The organism is Vibrio sp. V19_P1S1T109 (genome assembly GCF_002241375.1).
Lineage (GTDB): Bacteria > Pseudomonadota > Gammaproteobacteria > Enterobacterales > Vibrionaceae > Vibrio > Vibrio anguillarum.
Window position 1 is genome coordinate 1 of the sequence record NZ_NDIM01000030.1, and the last position, 4,838, is coordinate 4,838.

4 protein-coding genes are annotated in these 4,838 nt (G+C 45.1%); 1 reads left to right on the top strand and 3 read right to left on the bottom strand.

The annotated features are described in order from the left end of the window. Positions 1-29: 29 nt before the first annotated feature. On the bottom strand, positions 30-941 hold the full coding sequence (nagK, locus tag B9J87_RS01805; protein ID WP_017050511.1) for an N-acetylglucosamine kinase: 912 nt from the start codon (positions 939-941) through the stop codon (positions 30-32). Between the two features lie 156 nt (positions 942-1,097). Further along, on the bottom strand, positions 1,098-1,829 hold the full coding sequence (locus B9J87_RS01810) for a tRNA-uridine aminocarboxypropyltransferase (RefSeq protein WP_013856866.1): 732 nt from the start codon (positions 1,827-1,829) through the stop codon (positions 1,098-1,100). Positions 1,830-1,921: 92 nt separating this feature from the next. On the opposite strand from B9J87_RS01810, the gene B9J87_RS01815 reads away from it, so the two are divergent. Beyond that, positions 1,922-2,713 carry a sterol desaturase family protein gene (locus B9J87_RS01815; protein ID WP_094144759.1) on the top strand — a complete coding sequence of 264 codons (792 nt, stop codon included), beginning with the start codon at positions 1,922-1,924 and terminating at the stop codon, positions 2,711-2,713. Positions 2,714-2,750: 37 nt separating this feature from the next. Here the strand turns inward: B9J87_RS01815 and B9J87_RS01820 are convergent, their stop codons facing one another. Beyond that, positions 2,751-4,826 (bottom strand): methyl-accepting chemotaxis protein, encoded by a 2,076-nt coding sequence (locus B9J87_RS01820; RefSeq protein ID WP_017050513.1) that lies wholly within the window; start codon positions 4,824-4,826, stop codon positions 2,751-2,753. Between the last annotated feature and the right edge of the window lie 12 nt (positions 4,827-4,838).

Here is a 4,838-nt window from a genome sequence, read left to right on the forward strand (position 1 = left end):
GTTTGATTATAGGCCCTTTTTGTTTGATTTTATGATTTGATATTAAGGAAAGCCGCACCACGTACGCCGCCTGAATCACCATGTTTTGCTTTGATGATCTTCGGACATTTCGCGACAGAAAGCAGGTATTTCGGTACGCGTTTAGGCATCTCTTGGTAGATCAATTCAAAGTTTGATAAACCGCCACCGAGTGCAACAACGTGTGGGTCATTGGCTGTGAAAATGTTGGCAAAACAGATGGCAAGTAGTTCCATAAAGCGCTCAACATGCTCAACGGCTTTCGCTTCACCTGCTTCATTGGCGTGAATGATATCAATCGCTTTTTTGTGCTCGCTATAATAGTGCTCGTACAATAGCTCAAAACCGCGGCCAGAGAGATAACTGTCTAAGCATCCTTTCTTGCCACAACCACAGCCGAGCATCGGCGCGTTATCGCCAAGATGTAACCATGCATCAAGAGGCAGACGCATATGACCAAACTCCCCTGCTACGTGGTTACGACCAGAGAATACTTTCCCTTCATAGATAAGGCCGCCACCAAAACCTGTGCCGAGAATTAGGCCCATAACCGAAGGCTCATTTTTCAGCTCATCGTCCCATGCTTCAGAAAGCGCAAAGCAGTTTGCATCGTTTTCAATCTTCACGCTGCGGCCAATTTTTGCTTCTAAATCAGCACGCAATGGTTTGCCTTTTGCAGCAGGAACGTTGACGGTTAATACCGTAGCATCATCAGCGTCTTCCATACCTGGTAGGCCAAGGCCTATTTTACCTTCCACACCCAATTGCGCGTCATATTTACTCACCAACTGCGCAATGGTTTCAACTAGCAGATTGTAGTCGTTTGTTGGGGTAGGAACGCGCTCCGTTGCTACGCGTTCTAACTTCTCATTAAACGCACCAAACTCAATTTTAGTGCCACCGACATCAAAGCCGTAGTACATGCAATCTCTCCTAAAATTTGCTCATCAATGAGCTAAAAATAAAACTTTGGGCATTATCCACAGAGCTCAGCCTACAATCCGTGACCAAGTACCAATTTATCTGGTCTATAGGTTCGATTGAACAATTACTCATCACCAAATCGATCAACTTTAGAGTCACGTCTCGCTTTGCTGCTGGTCGATGAAACGTTTCAAGACTGGCCTGCTCAAATCATGCTTTAGGCGGGTTTTACTCAGCAAGTAACTTTCCCGAAACACTTCAAACCATTGGCTTAATAGCAGAGAGGCTTGATGCTCACCCACTTCAACCAATACCAATGACGCCACTTCAGCCGTTGATAAATGCTGCTCATTATCAGATTTACGCATCATATATTGCGATACGCTTTTAGGTGCGATAGACATCACCGGAAGCGCATCCAAATAAGGTGATTTGCGAAACATTCGTCTTGCCTCGCGCCAGCTTCCATCAAGCAATATCAACAGTGGTTTGCGTTTATCGTGCGCGCTGGGAGGGCTTTGCATTACTCGAGGCTTTTCATCCACATACTCTTCGGGAAAAATGACGACTGGTTGATAAGCGGGATTATTCAACAGTGCTAGCATTTCCGCGTGAGGTTCGGTGCGATTCCACTGATAAACGTAAGTTTCTTTAATCACATCGGCAATTAGTCGACCAGTATTACTGGGTTTAAATACTTCATTTTCAGAAACCAGCAGTAATACTGCGATATCCGTATCCATATCCGGTTGATGGCCGCATAAGCAGTATTGCGTGGCGACCTGACAATAGGCGCAACGTTCAACTTTCGCACCACGAGCTTGAAAAGGTTTGGTCGATAACGCTAAGCGATGTTGGAACAAATGGTTAAATGCGTGGATTCTCATAAATCAGGGCGGCAAGCTGGAAAGTGCTGCCGATTGTACTTACAGTACAAGCAGATTCCTAGCACAAGACCATTGAAGATGAGCCATTAAGCATGAACCTGAACCCTGAATTGATCCGTTTGAGCGTATTTTTCGCTGTATTTATGCTTTGTGCGCTGTGGGAATGGTCTTGCCCACGTAAAACACTCACCCAAAGTAAAGCCACTCGCTGGCTGAATAATTTAGGTTTGGTTGGTTTAAATAGCGTGTGCTTATCGCTATTGATGCCAGTGTTAGCCATTGAAGCGGCTTATTGGGCGCAGCAAGACTCGATTGGTCTTTTTAATTGGGTGGATTTACCACAAGTGGCTGAAATTGCGCTGTCAGTTATTATTCTTGATGGCGTGATTTACGCCCAGCATGTGCTTTTTCACTTCTCTCCTTGGTTATGGCGTTTACATCGCATGCACCACGCTGACCAAGATATTGATGTGACCACTGGCTCGCGGTTTCACCCATTCGAAATGATTCTCTCTTTGTGGATCAAAATCACTTGCGTGATCATGTTGGGTGTCAGCCCATTCGCGGTATTGATATTTGAGGTGGTGCTCAATGCGAGCGCGATGTTTAACCACAGTAACGCAAAATTACCGTTGAAAATGGACCGTTGGCTTCGCTGGTTGGTGGTGACACCTGACATGCATCGGGTGCATCATTCAGTCATTGTGCGAGAAACTCACTCCAATTTTGGTTTTTTCTTGTCATGTTGGGATCGGCTATTTCGTACTTATCGTGCGCAGCCAGAATTGGGCCATAAGCAGGTCATTATCGGCCTACCACTCTTTCGAGAGAAGCGTGAGCAGTGGTTGGATAAAATGCTTACCCAACCATTTAGAAAAAAGTGACAACGTCATGAAAATACAGAAATTCGCACTGGATAAGCTAGTTGAGCGTATATTTATGCAACATAGCCTGCTGTTCACCCGCAACTTCAGCCACCTGCTCTGAACTTTCGACCATGGCTTCAAGCTGTAATTTGGTTTGCTCGCCTTGCGATGAAACTTGGCTGATAGATTGACTTACATCGGCCGTCGCTCGCTCTTGCTCTTCTGTTGCAACGCTTATCTGCTCAACTCGAGCACGAATCTGTTCCACTGCTTTTTCTATCTGCTCAAATGTTGTTTTGACTTCTTGACTCGATTGCAGCGCATTACTCATCTCTTGACGCGAATCCGATACTGCTTGACGAGAGCGCTGTGTTGCATTGGTGAGCTCATTCATCATGTCTCGGATATTGGTGGTTTGCTGTGATGTATCGCTGGCCAATTTGCGTACTTCATCGGCTACAACCGCAAAACCACGCCCTTGTTCGCCAGCTCTTGCCGCTTCAATCGCGGCGTTCAACGCCAGTAAGTTGGTACTGTCAGCAATACCGCTGATCATATCTACCATCTCACGAATTTTCTTCACGCGCTGGTCAAGCTCGTGCATTGCTTCATCGTTTAAATGCAGTGTATTTTCAAGAGATTCCAAGCGAACACGGTTTTGTTCCACTACTTTCACCCCTTGCGTAGAAAACTGGCTGGCAGCCACTGATTCTTCATAAGATTCACTGGTCACAAGCGCGATATTCCGAATCGCCGATTCCAACTCACTCACGGTGGAAACCATGTTAACCAACGAATCATTTTGTGCGGCTAAACTGCGGTTGGATTTATCGGCTGCATCGTGACTGGTTTCGGCATTTTGGTAGAGCATTTCACAATTGCGCGTTACGGTAGAAATTGAATATTTTGTTGATTCAATAACTTGGTTTAGTTGTAGAGCAACTTCTTTAAATTCACTCGGGCCAATCAAGCGAGCGGGTTGAGAAAAATCGTGTTGAGTTAATAATGCAAGCTTGGCCAATAAGTTATTCAGCCCCAGCTTTAGCCAGTGGCGTAACCCTAGCCATGCAAGTAAAACCAAAGCGACCAGAATAATGCCGCCAGTATATTGTACTTGCTTAACCATTAGCATTGCGTCATGAACCACGTTCTCACTGTGTTTGATCAACTCACTTGCGGTGGCAGAAATCGTATTTAGCAGTGCTACCGTGTCTTTGGCTAGCTGCGCAGCTTGTGCCATTTCTTGTCGCTGCTGCTGTGCTTGCTCAATTTTATTTAAGATCAGTGCTAAAATGCCATGCTCAACAAAACCCGCTTTAACCATTTCATAAGGTGCCGTCAGGCTCGCAAACTCCATAACATCAGGATGCCACTCTTTAAAATCATCAAAGGCTAGCTCAATTCCCGCCATGCGATTACGGATTTCCTTAAATTGCACTTTGGCCTGTTCAGGATCGTTTTGCATCATTAACAGTAAGAAGGTACTTTCCATCGAACTTGCACTGGCAATAAAGCGGTTAGCCGCATCCATCGATTCCGGGTTATCTAATGCGAGAAATGAACTGATCCGGTTCATCTCCGGTCCAATGGAGCTTAATCCGTAACGAAACGCGGTGGCGGCGTTATCGATAGCATTCTGCTGTTCAAGCAAAGAGGCCTGCGTTGATAAAATAGAATAGGTGAGCTGCTGAAATGCCGCACTTTTGCTGCGTAACGACACTTGATGATCTTGAGTAATCGCGTTACCGATACGAGTAGCGATGGAGAAAAGCTGGTCAGTAAGTTGGTCAGTCTGCTGGTTTAAGTGGCTTAATTGCTGGTTTACCGCTTCTAATTCTGCCGATTCCGTTGTGCGGATGCCATCTCCGAGAGATTGTACTTGTTCTAATATATTTTGCGTCAACCTTGCATTATTTAATGCCAAAGGTAGTGTTTGTTCAGACAATCCAGAAAACTGTAGCCCTACCTTATCGATGCTTTTTAAACTGGTGATGGATAAAAGGACCACCAGTAACGTCATCGTGATGAAAATGGCACTGATGGTTTGAATCAACGACAGTGAATGTCGATTATTTATTGAGGAATTCATGATAAATGCAACTAAGTGATTAGAGAATGTGTTAAGGCTCAACCATAGTAGGAA

Bases quoted from the DNA above. Each gene is read 5' to 3' on its own strand.
- nagK (WP_017050511.1), bottom strand. From the start codon at position 941: ATGTACTACGGCTTTGATGTCGGTGGCACTAAAATTGAGTTTGGTGCG.
- B9J87_RS01810 (WP_013856866.1), bottom strand. From the start codon at position 1,829: ATGAGAATCCACGCATTTAACCATTTGTTCCAACATCGCTTAGCGTTA.
- B9J87_RS01815 (WP_094144759.1), top strand. From the start codon at position 1,922: ATGAACCTGAACCCTGAATTGATCCGTTTGAGCGTATTTTTCGCTGTA.